This is a genomic window from Streptomyces sp. NBC_01016, assembly GCF_026341035.1.
Taxonomy (GTDB): Bacteria; Actinomycetota; Actinomycetes; order Streptomycetales; family Streptomycetaceae; genus Streptomyces.
Window position 1 is genome coordinate 2,259,744 of sequence record NZ_JAPEOQ010000001.1, and the last position, 16,962, is coordinate 2,276,705.

9 protein-coding genes are annotated in these 16,962 nt (G+C 71.0%); 6 read left to right on the plus strand and 3 right to left on the minus strand.

The window, feature by feature from the left end; all coding sequences use genetic code 11:
* Nucleotides 1–49 precede the first annotated feature (49 nt).
* The 3 genes from OG746_RS10665 to moeZ all read left to right on the plus strand — a co-directional run bounded on the left by OG746_RS10665 (nt 50) and on the right by moeZ (nt 2,997).
* Nucleotides 50–1,018, plus strand: a complete 969-nt coding sequence (locus OG746_RS10665) for an NAD-dependent epimerase/dehydratase family protein (protein WP_266713818.1) — start codon at nt 50–52, stop codon at nt 1,016–1,018.
* Nucleotides 1,006–1,755: a spherulation-specific family 4 protein gene (locus OG746_RS10670; protein ID WP_266713820.1), complete on the plus strand. Its 750-nt coding sequence runs from the start codon at nt 1,006–1,008 to the stop codon at nt 1,753–1,755. The genes OG746_RS10665 and OG746_RS10670 overlap by 13 nt, the downstream gene beginning before the upstream one ends.
* 63 nt (nt 1,756–1,818) lie before the next feature.
* Nucleotides 1,819–2,997: an adenylyltransferase/sulfurtransferase MoeZ gene (moeZ, locus tag OG746_RS10675; protein WP_266713822.1), complete on the plus strand. Its 1,179-nt coding sequence runs from the start codon at nt 1,819–1,821 to the stop codon at nt 2,995–2,997.
* Between the two features lie 88 nt (nt 2,998–3,085).
* On the opposite strand, the gene OG746_RS10680 is transcribed toward moeZ, so the two are convergent.
* From OG746_RS10680 to OG746_RS10690, 3 genes are all read right to left on the minus strand, one after another.
* On the minus strand, nt 3,086–4,708 hold the full coding sequence (locus tag OG746_RS10680) for an alpha/beta hydrolase (protein ID WP_266713824.1): 1,623 nt from the start codon (nt 4,706–4,708) through the stop codon (nt 3,086–3,088).
* 98 nt (nt 4,709–4,806) lie between these two features.
* A complete protein-coding gene (locus OG746_RS10685; protein ID WP_266713826.1) occupies nt 4,807–6,351 on the minus strand; it encodes an alpha/beta hydrolase in 1,545 nt (514 codons plus the stop codon).
* A 90-nt stretch (nt 6,352–6,441) separates the two neighbouring features.
* The gene (locus OG746_RS10690; protein ID WP_266713828.1) at nt 6,442–9,210 is read right to left on the minus strand and encodes a lysylphosphatidylglycerol synthase domain-containing protein; all 2,769 of its coding nucleotides are present in this window, start codon (nt 9,208–9,210) and stop codon (nt 6,442–6,444) included.
* 164 nt (nt 9,211–9,374) lie between these two features.
* Between OG746_RS10690 and OG746_RS10695 the strand changes: the two genes are divergently transcribed.
* From OG746_RS10695 to OG746_RS10705, 3 genes are all read left to right on the plus strand, one after another.
* Entirely contained in the window at nt 9,375–9,740 is a 366-nt protein-coding gene (locus OG746_RS10695; protein WP_323179574.1) for an MGMT family protein, read from the plus strand.
* A 278-nt stretch (nt 9,741–10,018) separates the two neighbouring features.
* A complete protein-coding gene (locus OG746_RS10700; protein WP_266713832.1) occupies nt 10,019–13,363 on the plus strand; it encodes an ATP-dependent helicase in 3,345 nt (1,114 codons plus the stop codon).
* Nucleotides 13,364–13,426: 63 nt separating this feature from the next.
* Nucleotides 13,427–16,960: an ATP-dependent DNA helicase gene (locus OG746_RS10705; protein ID WP_266713834.1), complete on the plus strand. Its 3,534-nt coding sequence runs from the start codon at nt 13,427–13,429 to the stop codon at nt 16,958–16,960.
* Nucleotides 16,961–16,962: the final 2 nt, after the last annotated feature.

Genomic DNA, 16,962 nt, shown 5'->3' on the forward strand with positions numbered 1-16,962 from the left:
CCCTCGGAGCGCACCGAGGGACCGGAGCGCGACCCCTGGGAGGCACCCGATGAGGGTTCTGCTGATCGGAGCCAACGGGTATCTGGGCCGCTTCGTCACCGACCGCCTGCTGGCCGACCCCGCCGTGCAGCTGACCACGCTCGGCCGGGGCGACGACGCCGACGTCCGCTTCGACCTCGCCACCGGCAGCCCGGGCGCCCTCACCCGCTTCCTGGACGCCGTCCACCCCGGAGTGGTCATCAACTGCGCCGGCGCCACCCGCGGCGGCGCCCGCGAACTCACCCGGCACAACACCGTCGCCGTCGCCACCGTCTGTGAGGCCCTTCGGCGCAGCGGCTGCGGTGCCCGTCTCGTGCAGATCGGCTGCGGCGCCGAGTACGGGCCCTCGCAGCCCGGCTCGTCCACCGCGGAGGACGCGGTGCCCCGGCCCGGCGGCCCGTACGGCGTCAGCAAGCTCGCCGCCACCGAACTCGTCCTCGGATCCGGCCTCGACGCCGTCGTCCTGCGCGTCTTCTCGCCCGCAGGGCCCGGCACCCCGGCCGGATCCCCGCTCGGCCGGCTCGCCGAGGCGATGCGCCGCGCCATGCAGGCCGGCGACGGCGAACTGAAGCTGGGCGGTCTCGGCGCGCAGCGTGACTTCATCGACGTACGAGACGTGGCGCGCGCCGTGCACGCCGCGTCGCTCTCCGCCGCGCAGGGCGTCATCAACATCGGCTCGGGCCGCGCCGTGCGCCTGCGGGACGCCGCCGCCGTGCTCGCCCGCGTCGCCGGTTTCGGCGGATCCCTCCACGAACTCGACGGCCCCGCCGTCGGGATGAGGCCATCCGTAGGCCACCCCCGAACCGAATCAGACCACGGGATGCCTCCCGGGCCGAGCGCGTATCCGTACCCCGACGGCTGCGGCGGTTGGCAGCAGGCCGACGTGCGTACGGCCCGCGACCGGCTCGGCTGGCGTCCCCGCATCAACCTCGAAGAGTCCCTCGCCGACATCTGGATGGAGGCGGCATGCCGTATCTGACCCCGACCGCGACCGGCCTGTCGAGCACCGACGTACGACTCGGCTTCGGCATCCCCGGTTTCGCGCACCCCCTCGTCGCACCCGCGGAGTGGGCCGAACTCACCCGTCCCGCAACGCCTTTGCACTGGGTTGTTCTGAATGTCGCCAATGGCCCGGGGTCCCGCCCCGACCAGCACTGCCTGGAAGCGGCGGGACGGCTCCGGCAGGCCGGGGTGCGTGTCCTTGGTCACTTGGACCTGATCTATGGCGCCCGCTCCTTCGGTGAACTCGTCTCCGACGCGCACCGCTTCCTCGACTGGTACCAGGTGGACGGCTTCTACTTCGACCGCTGCCCCACCGAGCGGGCCGCGCTCCCCGAGGTCCGGCGCGCCGGCACGACCCTGCGCGCCCTCGTCGACGACGCGCACATCGTGTTCAACCACGGCACCCACCCGTACCCCGGATACGCCGAGAGCGCCGACCAGTTGGTGACCTTCTCCGGCCCCTGGAGCGACTACCGCTGGTCCCAGGTCGCCGAGTGGACCGCCGACTATCCGCACGAGCGGTTCTGCCACTTCGTCCACGGAATGCCCCTCGGCCACCTCGAGGAGGCGCTGCGCATCGCGCGCTGGCAGGGTGCGGGCACGATCTACTTCACCGATCACACGGACCGGGGCGGCTCGACCGACCCCTGGGAGGCGATGCCCGGTTACTGGGACGAAATCGTCTCGCGCATCGGACGCGGTGTCTCGGAATGAAGGGGGGCGTGGCAGTGTTACAGACGGAACAACCGTACGTAGATACCGACCAACGGAGTCCCCGTGTCGCTGCCACCCCTGGTCGAGCCAGCTGCTGAGCTCACCGTAGACGAGGTCCGCAGGTACTCCCGCCACCTGATCATCCCGGATGTCGGGATGGACGGGCAGAAGCGGCTGAAGAACGCCAAGGTGCTCTGTGTGGGCGCCGGTGGCCTTGGCTCGCCGGCCCTCATGTACCTGGCCGCTGCTGGCGTGGGCACGCTCGGCATCGTGGAGTTCGACGAGGTCGACGAGTCGAACCTGCAGCGCCAGATCATCCACAGCCAGGCCGACATCGGCCGGTCCAAGGCGGAGTCCGCGAAGGACTCGGTCCTCGGCATCAACCCGTACGTGAACGTGATCCTTCACGAGGAGCGGCTCGAGGCCGACAACGTGATGGACATGTTCAGCCAGTACGACCTGATCGTCGACGGCACGGACAACTTCGCGACGCGCTACCTCGTCAACGACGCGTGCGTGCTGCTCAACAAGCCCTACGTGTGGGGTTCCATCTACCGCTTCGACGGCCAGGCCTCGGTCTTCTGGTCCGAGCACGGGCCGTGCTACCGCTGCCTGTACCCGGAGCCCCCGCCCCCCGGCATGGTCCCCTCCTGCGCCGAGGGCGGCGTCCTGGGCGTGCTGTGCGCGTCCATCGGCTCCATCCAGGTCACCGAGGCGATCAAGGTCCTGGCCGGCGTGGGTGACCCGCTGGTCGGCCGCCTGATGATCTACGACGCCCTTGAGATGCAGTACCGCCAGGTCAAGGTCCGCAAGGACCCCGACTGCGCGGTCTGCGGCCCGAACGCGACCGTCACCGAGCTCATCGACTACGAGGCCTTCTGCGGCGTCGTGTCCGATGAGGCGCAGGAGGCCGCCGCCGGTGCCACGATCACTCCCAAGCAGCTCAAGGAGTGGATCGACGACGGCGAGAGCATCGAGATCATCGACGTCCGCGAGCCGAACGAGTACGAGATCGTCTCCATCCCGGGCGCCAAGCTGATCCCGAAGAACGAGTTCCTCATGGGCACGGCCCTGGAGAACATGCCGCAGGACAAGAAGATCGTCTTGCATTGCAAGACGGGTGTCCGCAGTGCGGAAGTTCTCGCCGTGCTGAAGTCCGCGGGCTTCTCGGACGCCGTGCACGTCGGCGGCGGCGTCATCGGCTGGGTCAACCAGATCGAGCCGGACAAGCCGGTCTACTGAGCCTCGGCTCGGTCGCTGTGAGCTGATCGGACGGGCCTCGCGCACTGTGCGCGAGGCCCGTCCGCCGTTTCGGGACGGACGCTCGCGGTCAGGAGCACACCTTGCCGTCGCGCGGTATTCGCCCCTCCAGGAGATACGCGTCGACCGCCGAGTCGACGCAGGCGCTGCCGGAGCCGTACGCCCCGTGCCCCTCGCCCTTCCACGTCAGCTCGATGCCGACGCCTTTGCCCAGCTCATCGACCATGCGGCGGGCTCCTTCGTAGAGAGTCGCCGGATCGCCGGTGTTGCCCACGACAAGGACCGGCGCCGCGCCCCGCGCGCTCACGTCCGGGTCGTCCCACTGGCCCGGAACCGGCCAGTCATGGCACCAAACTCCCGTGTCCCAGCCCATGTACGGCCCGAACACGGGTGAGATCTCCCGGAACTTCGCGAGCCGCTCCTTCGTCTCCCGCACCGTGGGACGCGCCTTGTCGTCGAGGCAGGAGATCGCCCGCTGAGAGTGGCTCGTCGTGTCGTAACGCCCGCTCGCGTCACGGTTGTTGTACGAGTCGGCGAGCGCGAGCAGGGTGGTGCCGTCGCCCCGCTCCGCGTCCCGCAGGCCTCGCGTCAGGGCGGTCCAGCTGGTCTCGCTGTACAGAGTGGTCGCGATGCCGGTCGTCGCGAGCGACTCGTTCAACTCGCGGCCGCCCGGGACCGGCAGAGGTTTCGCGTCGAGCTTCTTGAGGAGCGCGGCGACCTCACGCGTACCCTCCCGGGGGTCCTTGCCGCGTGACCGGAAGTAGCTGTCGAGGGCCCGCTGGAATCCACGGGCCTGATTCTCGGCCTGCCCGATGCGTCCAACGGTCGGGTCGACCACGGCATCCAGGGTGAGGCGACCGACCTTGTCGGGGTACAAGTGGGCGTAGATTCCGCCCAGTTCGGTGCCGTAGGAGACGCCCATGTAGTGCAGCTTCTTGTCCCCGAGGGCCTGACGCATCAGATCCATGTCGCGCGCGGCCTCGGTGGTCGACACATGGGCGAGCAGTGCGCCGGCCTGCTCGCTGCAGCCCTTGCCGAACGCGACGGCATCCTGGAGATACGCCGTCTCCTCCGCTTTGGTGTCAGGGGTGAGGTCGAGGGACTCGGCGGCCTGCGTCTCCTTGTCGCTTCGACACCGCAGCCCGCGGCTTGCCGAGACGCCGCGCGGATCGAAGCCCACCAGGTCGTAGCGCTCGCGCAGCTTGGCGTACTGCGGGGCGAGGGCCGGCAGCAGATCCATTCCGGAGACGCCGGGGCCGCCGAAGTTGAACAGCAGGGACCCGATCCGCTCGCCCCGGTCGCCCCGAGCCTTGGTGCGGATGAGGGCGACGTCGATCGTGGGCCCGGTCGGCTCGGCATGGTCGAGTGGCGCCTTGAGCGTCGCGCACTGCCAGTCGGAGCCGGGCGCGGGCGAGCCCGCGTGCGCACGGCAACGGCCCCAGTCGAGGTGCTGGTCGGTGAGTGACGAGGGGAGGGCGGGGGAGTCGCCGTCGCCCGGTGCCACGTCGGCGGGGTGTGAGGCGGAGGCCGACGGAGGCTTCGCCTCGCCTCCGTCGGCGCTCTCGCCCGAACCGCTGCAACCCGCGACCGGACCGGCCGTCAGCACGACGGACGCGGCCAGGGCGAGCGCGCGGACGGCCCTTCCCCAGCGTGTGCGTGCGCCCGCGGGCGCACACGAATCCTGTGCCGCCATGGCACCTCCCCCCCCTCAACTGCCCCCGTTCGAAAGACAGTCAAGCCATCGTAGGAGCGCCCACCGACATCCGACTCGGCCTGTGGACAACTCCTGGATCACTTGCAGACCGTTCCCTCGTTCGGGGGCTTCCCGCTGAGGAGGTAGGTGTTCACGGCGCCGTGCACGCACTTGTTTCCGCTGTCGTAGGCCCCGTGCCCCTGGCCGTCGTACGTCAACTCGACGCCCACGTCCTTGCCGAGCGCGTCGACCATCTTCCGCGCCCCCTCGTACGGGGTGGCCGGGTCGCCGGTGTTGCCGACGACGAGGATCGGGGCGGAACCGGGCGCGCTGACGTCCGGGTGCTCGGCGGCCCCGTCGACGGCCCAGCCGGAGCAGTTGAGCATGCCCCAGGCCAGGTAGTCGCCGAACATCGAGGACGCCTCGCGGAACTCCGGCAGCTTCGCCTCGACGTCCTTGGCCGTGTAGCGGGGCTTGTCGTCGGCGCAGTTGATGGCGATGTTGGCGGCCTGCATATTGCTGTACTTGCCGTCCTCGTTGCGCCCGTTCATCGAGTCGGACAACGCCATGAGGATCTTGCCGTCACCGTTGTAGGCCTGCTGGAGGCCCTCGGTCAGGTACTCCCAGAAGTCCTGCGAGTACAGGGCCTGCGCGACCCCGTTGGTCGCCGCGGTCTGCGTGAGGTCGCGCGGGAAGATGCCCGGGATCGGCTTCTCCTCGAGCTCGTCGAACAGCTTGGCGATCTTGGTCTTGACGTCCTGCGGAGTGTCCCCGACGGGGCAGTCCTCGGCCTGGGAGGTGCAGTGCTTCGCGTAGTTGTCGAGGGCGAGCTGGAACCCCTTCGCCTGGCCGAGCGCCCCTTCCTCCGGGTCCTGGGTGGGGTCGACGACGCCGTCGAACACGGCGCGGCCCATCTTCTTGGGGAACAAGTGGGCATAGACGCCGCCCAGTTCGGTGCCGTAGGAGATGCCGAAGTAGTGCAGCTTCTTGTCGCCGAGGACCTGGCGCATCAGATCCATGTCGCGGGCCGCGTCCGTGGTGCGTACGTGGGGGAGGACCTTGTCGGAGTTCTTCTCGCACGTGCCGTTGAACGTCTTGATGTTGTCGACGAGCTTCTTCTGCTCCGCGGTGTCGTCCGGCGTCGAGTCCTGTTGGAAGTACTCGTCGAGCTGTTTGTCGTCCTCGCATGTGACGCCCGCGCTGCCGCCCACCCCGCGCGGGTCGAAGCTGACGAGGTCGTAGCGGGTGCGCAGCTTCGCGTACTCGGAGCCGAAGGCCGGGAGGGTGGTGACCCCGGAGCCGCCGGGACCGCCGAAGTTGAAGATCAGCGAGCCGATCCGCTTGTCCTTGTCTCCGCTCGCCTTGGCACGGATCAACGCCAGGTCGATCGTGTCGCCCTTTGGTTCGTCCCAGTCGAGTGGCGCCTTCATGGTGGAGCACTGCCACTCGGCGCCGCCGGGAAGCGGGGAAGGCGCGTCTCCGCCGCCCTGGGACTCCGCGGGCGCGGGGCAGTCCTTCCAGCTCAGCTCCTGGGACGGAAGATCCACGTCGTCCTCCGTGTCGCTGCTGCACGCCGCGAGCGAGACGGACAGCAGGGTGGCGGCGGTCAGGGCAGCGGTACGGGACCAGGACGGATTGGGCATGCGTCCATCCTGCGGCGGCGGGGTGCGGGGCGCTCGGGCTGCGGGCTGTGCGAGTGAGGTTCCTCGCCGCCCGGGGGACGTCCAAGTCCCCTAGAGAGCGCCCTTCCTTGTCAGGTGGTTGAAGAACAGCCATCCAGGGAGAACGGGGAGCCACAGAGTGAGCAGCCGGTACAGCAGCACCGCGGGTGCCGCCACTTCCTTGGGCAGGCCGACCGCGATCAGACCCACCGTCAGGGTCGCCTCGACGGCGCCCACGCCACCCGGTGTCGGGGCGGCCGAGCCGAGCGCGTTACCGGCGAGGAAGACCACAGCGACGCTGGCCAGGCTGATCGTGGTGGTTGTCTCGTCCCCGAAGGCGCGGATCGAGGCATCCAGGCACATCACGAAGCAGGCGGTCAGCAGCAGCATGCCGCCGATGCCGGTGAGCAGCTTCCGAGGCCGCTGCAGCACATCGAGCATGCGCGGCACGACACCGGCGAAAAGTGAGCGCACGCGCGTGACGACGAATTTCCGCAGGAACGGAATCGACGTCACTACAAGGACGAGCACAGCGACGGTCAACAGGCCCGCGATGACCGTGCGGGACGGCGACAAGGAAGGCGTCTTCTCCGTCCCTGTCAGGTAACCGAAGGTCAGCAGCAGCAGGATGTGGCTGCCCATGCCGAACAGCTGCGAGGCGCCCACACTCGCCACGGCGAGCCCCGGACGCACCCCCGCACGCTGCAGAAAACGCGTATTGAGTGCCACTCCGCCGACAGCCGCCGGCGCCACGATCTTCACGAAGGACCCGGCGACCTGGGCCGCGACGGCCCGCATGAAGGGGACGCGTTCCGGCACGAAGCCGAGCAGGCTCATCGCGGCGGCTACGTAGCTGAGCGCGGAGAACAGCACCGCGAGGCCGACCCAGCCCCACTCGGCCTCGCCCACGATCGCCCCGAAGTCGATGTGCGTGAGCTGCGACAGCAGGAAGTACGCGCCGATCGCACCGGCGATGAAACTGATCAGCGTGCGCGGCCTGATGCGCTCGAGGCGAGCCGGCTCGACGGGCGCCTGTGGCCGGATGCGCAGCACCTGGTGGCGGATCTGGGTCAGCAGATCCTCCTCGCGGGCCTCGTCCAGAGCCTCGTCGAGGGCCCGCTTCTCGGCCTGTCGCTCCGCCTTCTCGGATTTCTTCTCGGCGCGTACGGACGCCTTGCCGGTGTCGCCGTCGGTGGTCTCCTCGATGCGCGCCTGCTTGGCCTTGCTGGACGCCTCCAGGACGGCCTCGCGCTCGCGCTGGGCACGCTCACGTCCGAGCTTGCGCAGCGTCGCCCTGGTGGTGCGAGTGAGCGCGATCGGCTGCAGCAGCGGCAGACAGTCCGCGATGGTGTCCGGGCCGAGCACTCCCACGGCGGACGCGACGGTCCGCTCGGCGCCCGCCCGAAGGCCGAGCGTCGTGAGCAGCTGGGCGATGTCCATGCGGAGCACCAGGTCGCCCGCGGCGATCTCGCCGCCGCGCAGATCCGTGAGAATCACGGTGCCGGAACGATCCACCAGAATCGCGTCGCCGGCCAGCCTGCGATGCGCGATCCGCCGTGACTGGAGCGCCTGGACCTGGTGCCAGGTGTCGCGCATCAGCTCATCGGTGATCTCCTCGTCCGGCAGCGAGTCCAGGGACCGGCCGCCGACGTGCTCGTAGACGAGCATGACGGCATCGGGGCCGAGCTCGGACGTCGCGATCAGCTTCGGCGCGTTCGCCCCGGCGGCGATCGCCGCATAGGCGAGCAACGCTTCCTGTTCCAGGGCCTGGCGCAGCGACTGGAGGCTGCGGCGCTGTGTGATGCCGCGCAGCGTCAGGCGTCTCCACACGCGGTAGAAGAAGCCCTGTGCCTGCTGCTCCCGGTCCACCACGGTGACGTCGAGCGGTGGGCCGTCCTCCAGGGTGACGAAGTAGCGCCGCCCCCGGTCGCCGTTCTCCGTGGTGCCCTCATGGGCTTCCTCGCGGGAGGCGTTGACGGGGTGGAAGCCGACGTGGCGCAGGCCGGCGAGGAGCGTCTGCCCTGTAGGGCGCACGTTCGGGGAGCCGACGGCGTACAGCGTTCCGTAGGCGACGGTCCAGCCGATGAGGACCGTCAGGATGATCGAGAACGGTGTCGTGTAGCCGGTGACGAGCATCGCGAAGGCGTCGAGCAGCAGCACCACCCACAGCACGACGCGCCACCGTGGTCGCCGGGACATGCCGACGGCCGTCATGTAGGCGATGACGGGCGCCAAGTAGCCGTGCACCGGGTCGGTCAGCGCGTGGATGTCGCCGGGCGACACCGTGGTGAGCGCTTCCTGGATGGACTGCGGGGCGGCCTTGGCGACCCAGAGGTCCGTCGCGAGCGTCACCCCGTGCGCGAGGACCGCGGCGAGCACGCCGTCGGCGATCCGTAGGCCGTCGCGTTTGATGAGCCGCTCGATGGCGAACGCGACCGGCACCAACAGGATGGCGATGCTCGACGCGAGACCCGCGAACTTGGTCAGCAGGTCGGGCGCCTGGCCGGTGCCCTTGTCGATGTCCTGGGCGAAGCCCGAGGTCGTGCCGTGCGCGAACGCCGCGATCGCCAGGATCACGACGACGGCGAGCAGGCCGACGAGGAGCCGCATGAGGTCCGAGGGGCGGTGCACGCGCGCGGGGAGCAACGGTTCGTCGCCGTCGACCTGCTCGGCGTGCGCGTCCCCCTCGGCACAGTCGGGGTCGTGCAACGGTTGCTCGTGCTTCGTTTCGGCGGCCTGATCGGCCGATTCGTCAGGGCGCGCCGGTGCCACAGAGGTGCCCTCCGCCTTGTCGGGGTGCACGCTCTGCTGCTCCGTGGTCTCTTCTTGATCTCGTATCACCAGTCACCGCCCGCACGATGGTGGCATGCCGCACCGTCATAGGGGGGCATCAGGGTGCATTCGAGGAGGCGGGAGTCCTCGGCAGGCGTCGCCGTCCGCCTCTGTCCGGGCTGCCTCCCGCACGTCCCTCCGCACTGTCGGTGCCGTGCGGCAGGATGGGTCGGATGAGCAAGGAGAGCGAACCGGCGGGAGAGCTTCCCGCGTACGCGGAGCGGGTCCTGGACGTCGCGGAACTGATTCCGCGCGGGCGGGTCATGACGTACGGGGACGTGGCCGAATGGCTCGAGGAGGGTGGGCCCCGCCAGGTGGGGAGAGTGATGGCTCTCTACGGAGGCGCGGTTCCGTGGTGGCGTGTGGTGCGCGCGGACGGGCAGCTCCTGCCGGGGCACGAGCTGCGTGCGCTCGACCACTACAGGGAGGAGGGCACGCCCTTGCGCGAGGCCTCCCGGGCCGCCGAAGGGCACGTGCCGCGCCTCGACATGAAGCGCGCGCGGTGGGACGGCCGGGCGGGTACGGAAGCTCACAATTGACAGCTTCGGCCATCCCGCGCGCGGGTGGGGTGCCGGTGGCCCGTATGGGGGAAACGGGGCATGCGGGGCACTTCGGAGCCCCCGTGTCCGTTGGTGAGAACGGGCACATCTGCGCCCGGAGGAGTGCGGGAGAGGCACCGGAAGCCCGGCTTCCGCCACACTCGACGGCGTAGCGTCGACGGCACCGTCGATGGCAGACACCTCCTTCACCCCACGGCCACCGCTTCGCGCGGACGGCTCTTCGACCACCAGCAAACCCACCAGGACCAGCGATCCACGTGAGCTCCTCCTCGTCCACCCGGCACCTGTCGCAGCACCAGGTTCGACAGGGGCTCCCCGGTGCGTACCGACTGGTGCGTACTCCGCCGGCTCAGGTGGCCCCCCCTCGTCTGGACGCACATCAGCGTGCGGTGGTTGACCATGCCCACGGGCCGCTCCTCGTTCTGGCCGGTCCCGGAACGGGCAAGTCCACGACGCTCGTGGAGGCCGTATCGGCGCGCATCGCCAAGGGCACCGACCCCGAACGCATCCTGGTGCTCACGTTCAGCCGGAAGGCCGCGGTCGAACTGCGTGACCGCATGGCGCAGCGCATCGGCGCCGCACACGCCCCACAGGCCACGACGTTCCACTCGTTCTGTTACGCCCTGGTCCGCGCCCACCAGGACGCGGACCTCTTCGTGGAGCCCTTGCGGCTGCTGTCGGGGCCCGAGCAGGACGTCGCCGTACGGGAACTGCTCGCGGGGCAGATCGACCTGGAGCAGGCGGGGCTCGCGCATGTGCGCTGGCCCGACGAGCTGCGCGCGTGCCTCACCACGCGGGGCTTCGCCGACGAGGTACGCGCGGTCCTCGCCCGGAGCCGGGAGCTGGGCCTGGGGCCGGCCGCCCTGGACGCCTTCGCACGCCGCATCGGCCGTCCGGACTGGCGGGCGGCCGCCACCTTCCTTGCCGAGTACCTGGACGTCCTCGACGCACAGGGCGTGCTCGACTACGCGGAACTGGTGCATCGCGCCGTGCTCCTCGCGCGCCGCACGGAGGTCGCGGACCGGCTCGCCACGCAGTACGACGCCGTGTTCGTCGACGAGTACCAGGACACCGACCCCGCCCAGGTGCGGCTGCTGCACGCGCTCGCGGGCGGGGGGCGCACGCTCGTCGCCTTCGGCGACCCGGACCAGTCGATCTACGCGTTCCGGGGCGCGGACGTGAACGGCATCCTGGACTTCCGCGGGGACTTCCCGCAGGCGGACGGCGCCCCCGCCCCGGTCGAAGTGCTCACCACATCCCGGCGTTCCGGCGCCCGTCTCCTGGAGGCGACGCGCCGCATCACCCAGCGGATGCCCCTGACCCGGCTGCCCGCGCACAAGGTGCGTGCCCACCGTGAGCTGTCGCCCGTACGCGACGGAGGCAGGGCCGAGGTCTACACGTATCCGACGTCCGGTACGGAGCTCGACAACATCGCGGACATCCTGCGGCGTGCCCACTTGGAGGACGGCATCCCGTGGAGCGACATGGCCGTCCTGGTGCGCGCCGGCGCGCGCAGCATTCCGGGGGTGCGGCGCGCGCTCACGGCGGCCGGCGTCCCCCTCGACATCGACGGCGACGACCTGCCGCTGCGCCACGAACCGGCGGTCACGCCGCTGCTGACGGCTCTCAAGGTGGTGGCCCGGGCGGATACCCCGGACTCTCCGGACACTGAGGACGCCTCGGGCTCCCCGGACGCCCCCGACGCCCCGGACACCCCGGAAAACGAGTACCGGCTCGACACCGAGACGGCTCTCGAACTCCTGGCCTCGCCGCTCGCCGGGATGGACACGGCCGATCTGCGCCGCCTGGGGCGCGCGCTGCGCGAGGAGGAACGCGCGTCCGGGAACGCGCTGCCGCCGCCCTCGGACGAGCTGCTAGCGCGTGCTCTTGTCGAGCCCGAGCGGCTCGCCCTGCACGACCCGGCGTACGCCCGCGGCGCGCAGCGTCTCGGGGCGCTCCTCGCCACCGCCCGCCAGAAGCTTGCCGACGGCGGCACCGCCGAGGAAGCCCTCTGGGAGCTGTGGAACGGCACCCCCTGGCCGAACCGGCTCGAGCGCGCCGCCCGTCGAGGCGGCGCGGCCGGGCGCAACGCGGACCGTGATCTGGACGCCGTCTGCGCCCTGTTCGCCGTCGCCTCGCGCGCGGAGGAGCGCACCGGAGGCCGTGGCGCCCGCAACTTCCTGGAGGAACTGGAGGCCCAGGACATCGCGGCCGACACCCTCGCCGGACGCGCCGTGCGCCCCGACGCCGTGCGCCTGATGACCGCGCACCGCTCCAAGGGCCTGGAGTGGCGGCTCGTCGTCGTCGCGGGCGTCCAGGAAGGGCTGTGGCCCGATCTGCGGCGCCGCGGTTCACTCCTGGAGGCCGACCGCATCGGACGCGACGGCCTCGCCGAACCCCTCACCCCCGGGGCGCTGCTCACAGAGGAACGACGCCTGTTCTACGTCGCCGCCACGCGCGCGAGGGAGCGGCTCGTCGTCACCGCGGTGAAGGCGCCCGCGGACGACGGCGACCAGCCGTCCCGGTTCCTGACCGAGCTGGGCGTGGAACCCAAGGACGTCACCGGGCGCCCGCGCCGCCCCCTGGCGGTGGCCGCGCTCGTCGCCGAACTGCGCGCCACGACGGTCGACCCGCGCGTCTCCGAAGGGCTGCGCGAGGCCGCCGCGCGCCGCCTCGCCCAGCTCGCGGCGCTCAGCGACGACGACGGAAGACCGCTCGTGCCGTCCGCCCACCCGTACCGCTGGTGGGGCATGTACGAGCCGACCGAGAGCAAGGTGCCGCTGCGCGACCGGGACAAGCCCGTCGTGCTCTCCGGAAGCGCCCTCGACCAGCTGGCCAACACCTGCGCCCTGCAGTGGTTCCTCGGCCGCGAGGTGAAGGCGGACGCCCCCGCCACAGCGGCCCAGGGATTCGGCAACGTCGTGCACGTCCTGGCCGACGAAGTCGCCTCCGGGCGCACACCCGCCGACCTCGCCGTCCTCATGGAGCGCCTGGACTCCGTGTGGGACTCCCTCGCCTTCGACGCGCCCTGGAAGTCGGCCCAGGAGAAGGAGAACGCCCGCGCCGCGCTCGAACGGTTCCTTCAGTGGCACGTCATGGACCGCACGGGCCGCACTGCCGTCGCCAGCGAGCACGACTTCGACGTGACGCTCGAAGCAGGCTCCTACGAAGTGCGCATTCGCGGCTCCATGGACCGTGTGGAGCGGGACGCCGAGGGCCGTGCCTACGTAGTCGACTTCAAAACCGGCAAGCAGACACCGAGCGCCGCGGACGTCGCCCACCACCCACAGCTCGCCGTGTACCAGCTCGCCGTGAACGAAGGCGTGGTCGACGAGGTCTTCGACGGAGCTCGTCCGCACTCCGGAGGAGCGGAACTGGTGCAGCTTCGCCAGGGCGCCGCCAAGAAGGACGGCGGCGAGGCCCTGCCGAAGGTGCAGGCACAAGAGCCCCTCGAGGGGGAGTGGGTCGGCGACCTCCTCGCCACCGCGGCCGGCAAGGTCCTCGACGAGCGCTTCGTGCCGACCACCGGGCAGCACTGCGCGCACTGCGCCTTCCGTGCCTCGTGCAGCGCGCGTCCGGAGGGCAAGCACGTCGTCGAGTGACGTGTGCCTCCACTGAGCCGGAACAGGACGGCGCTGTCAGTGGTGCCCGTTAGCCTCGATGAGGTGACCACGCGCCTCACCGACCCCGAGCAGCTCAAAGAGCTGCTCGGCATCCCGTTCACCCCGGAGCAGACGGCCTGCATCACCGCGCCGCCCGCCCCGCAGGTGATCGTGGCCGGAGCGGGCTCCGGCAAGACGACGGTGATGGCCGCCCGCGTCGTCTGGCTGGTCGGTACAGGGCAGGTCGCCCCTGAGCAGGTCCTGGGCCTCACCTTCACCAACAAGGCGGCCGGGGAACTGGCCGAGCGGGTCCGCAAGGCCCTGATCAAGGCCGGCGTCACCGACCCCGACGCCATCGACCCGGACAACCCTCCGGGCGAGCCCGTGATCTCCACGTACCACGCCTTCGCGGGCCGGCTGCTGACCGACCACGGCCTGCGCATAGGGCTCGAACCCACGACGCGGCTGCTCGCCGACGCCACCCGCTTCCAGCTCGCCGCGCGCGTGCTGCGCGAAGCCCCCGGCCCCTATCCCGCTCTCACCCGCTCCTTCGCCGACCTGGTCAGCGACCTGCTCACGTTGGACGGCGAGCTGGCGGAACACCTCGTACAGCCAGGCAGGCTGCGCGCGTACGACCATGAGCTGCTGCGCGCCCTCGAAGGCGTCAAGCTCAGCAACGCAGACCTGCGGAAGGTGCCCGAGGCGGCCGCCGCGCGCCTGGAGCTGGCCGAGCTCGTGGGGCACTACAGGGAGGCCAAGCGCTCGCGGGACCTCCTCGACTTCGGCGACCAGATCGCCCTGTCGGCGACGCTGGCCGACACGCGGCCCGAGGTCGGCGAGATCCTGCGCGACGAGTTCCGCGTGGTCCTGCTCGACGAGTACCAGGACACCTCGGTGGCGCAGCGGATCCTGCTCGCGGGCCTCTTCGGCGGGGGAACGGGCCACGCGGTGACCGCCGTCGGCGACCCTTGCCAGGCGATCTACGGGTGGCGCGGAGCCTCCGTCGCCAACCTCGACGACTTCCCGCGCCACTTCGCGTACGCGGACGGGCGCCCGGCCACCCGCTTCTCGCTGAGCGAGAACCGGCGCAGTGGCGGCCGCCTGCTCGACCTCGCCAACGGGATGGCCGAGCCGCTCCGGGCGATGCACGCGGGCGTGGAGGCCCTGCGCCCCGCCCCCGGGGCCGAAGGGGACGGTGTCGTGCGCTGCGCCCTGCTGAGCACGCACAGCGAGGAGATCGACTGGCTCGCCGACTCCATCGGCCACCTCGTCGCCACCGGAACGGCGCCCGGCGAGATCGCCGTGCTGTGCCGCACTGCGACCGACTTCGCCGAGATCCAGGGCGCCCTGGTCGCCCGTGACATCCCGGTCGAAGTGGTCGGCCTCTCCGGCCTGTTGCACCTCCCGGAGATCGCCGACCTGGTCGCCATGTGCGAGGTCCTCCAGGACCCCGGTGCCAACGCCTCCCTCGTGCGGCTCCTGACCGGACCGCGCTGGCGCATCGGCCCGCGCGACCTCGCCCTCCTCGGGCGCCGGGCACGCTTTTTGGTCTCCCACGCGCGCGGGGGAGAGGACGACGACCCGGACCGGCGCCTGGCCGCGGCCGTCGAGGGGGTCGATCCCTCCGAGGTGATATCGCTGGCGGACGCGCTCGATACGTTCCTGGAGACCTCGACCGACACCGATGAGGACGACGACGGGCTGCCGTTCTCACCGGACGCGCGCGTGCGCTTCGCCCGGCTCGCCACCGAACTGCGCGAGCTGCGCCGCTCGTTGTCCGACCCCCTCATGGACGTGCTGCACCGTGTCCTGGCGGTCACCGGCCTGGAGGTCGAACTCTCCGCGTCCCCGCACGCGTTGGCGGCCCGGCGCCGCGAGACGCTGTCCAACTTCCTCGACATCGCCGCGTCCTTCGCGGCCAACGACGGCTCGGCGACGCTGCTCGCCTTCCTCGGATTCCTGCGCACCGCAGCGCAGTACGAGAAGGGCCTCGACAACGCGCTGCCCGGTGGCGAGGACACCGTGAAGGTGCTCACCGCCCACAAATCCAAGGGCCTCGAATGGGATGTCGTCGCCGTTCCCGGTCTCGTCAACGGCACGTTCCCGAGCACGCAAGGCCGTGAGAAGTGGACGGCACAGGCCAAGGTGCTGCCCCACGAACTGCGTGGTGACGGCGCCACGCTGCCCGAAATCGAGACGTGGGACTCCAAGGGCATGAAGGCCTTCCACGCCGACATGAAGGACCACCAGCACACCGAGGAACTGCGCCTGGGATACGTCACGTTCACGCGTCCGCGCTCCCTGCTGCTCGGCTCCGGCCACTGGTGGGGACCGTCCCAGAAGCGCACGCGTGGCCCTTCGGACTTCCTTCAGGCGCTGTACGAGCACTGCGCCGCCGGGTACGGCGAGATCGAGGCCTGGGCGGACGAACCGGCGGAGAACGAGGAGAACCCGGCCCTCCAAGAGAATTCGGCCGAGCACGCCTGGCCGCTGCCGCTGGACGAGGAGGCGCGGGCGCGACGCCGGGCCGCCGCCCATACGGTCCTCGCCCACCTGGAGCGCGCCGCGGGGCCCGAGACCGCGTATGCCCACACGGAGACGCACCCCGCCGTCCTCGACGAGCCGCCCTTCGAGGACCCCGACTGGCCCCCGCCGCCCGAGGACGACGAACCGCCCTACGACCCCTACGAGGACGACTACGTCCCGGACGGGGGCGACCACGACCCCTACGAGGACGACCACGCCCGCTACGAAGACGACGCGTCCCCGGCCGGTGCCGTCGCGCGCGTGGCCGAGCCCGAGCGGGCGGCCCCGGTCGTGCCGCATCCCGCTCCCGCCCCGGAAGCGGAGCTCACCCCGGAGGAGGCGCGCACCATCGCCTCCTGGGACCGCGACCTCGACGCGCTGACGGGCGAGCTGTTGCGCGCCCGCGCCGCCGTGCGCGATGTTCCCGTCCCGCACACGCTCACCGCGTCCCAGCTGCTGCGGATGGCCGCCGACCCGGACGCCTTCGCCCAGGAACTCGCCCGCCCCATGCCCCAGCCGCCGCAGCCGGCGGCCCGCAGGGGCACCCGGTTCCACGCCTGGATCGAGGCGCGCTTCGAAGAGCTGCGGCTGCCCATGCTCGACCCCGAGGAGCTCCCCGGCAGCGATGCCGAGATCGCGGACGAGCGCGACCTGGAGGAGCTCAAGGAAGCCTTCGAGCGCACCCCGTACGCCCATCGCTCTCCCTACCGGGTCGAGACGTCCTTCCAGCTGGCCATCGCGGGCCGCGTCGTTCGCGGCCGTATCGACGCCGTCTACAAGGAGGGCGACGGCGACGAGGCGACGTACGAGATCGTGGACTGGAAGACGGCCCACCGGAAGTCCGCCGACCCCCTCCAGCTGGCCGTCTACCGGCTGGCCTGGGCCGAGCAGCAGGGCGTGCCCCTGGAGGCGGTGAGCGCCGCCTTCCTGTACGTACGCACCGGGGAGACGGTCCGGCCGCGTCGGCTGCCCGGCCGGGAGGAGCTGGAGCGGCTCCTGCTGGAGGACCCGCAGCAGCCGGCGGAGCCCATGGAGGAACCGCCGGACGAACACGTGAGGGCGGGCGGATAGGC